The organism is Chryseosolibacter indicum, from assembly GCF_018598585.1.
Taxonomy (GTDB): Bacteria; Bacteroidota; Bacteroidia; order Cytophagales; family Cyclobacteriaceae; genus Chryseosolibacter; species Chryseosolibacter indicus.
The window spans coordinates 1-252 of the sequence record NZ_JAHESD010000172.1 but is presented as its reverse complement, the minus strand read 5'-3'; the positions used below and the strand labels follow the sequence as shown (position 1 = coordinate 252).

The following is a 252-nucleotide window of genomic DNA, read 5'->3' as shown; positions in this document are numbered from 1 at the left end:
TGGTAGTAACATTTAAGGTGGTAGCTACATCTTCATTGGTAGTCTTGCTGTCATTAACTGCTACTGGTGCATCGTTAGCTGGTGTGACGGTGATCGTAATAGTCCCTGCCTTAGAAAGGGTTCCGCTGTTATCCTTTACTGTATAAGTAATAGATGCCGTGCCATGGAAGTCTGTTGCAGGAGTATAAGTTACAAGTCCGGTGTTGTCAACTGACCAGCTTCCGTTAGATGAATACGTTGTCTGAGTTCCTG

The 252-nt window shown here is 44.4% G+C and carries 1 protein-coding gene; it reads right to left on the bottom strand.

Features of this window, described 5'->3' with window-relative positions:
• Positions 1 to 252 (bottom strand): cadherin-like domain-containing protein (locus KK060_RS24940; RefSeq protein ID WP_254158016.1); only part of this gene is annotated, 252 nt, incomplete at both ends.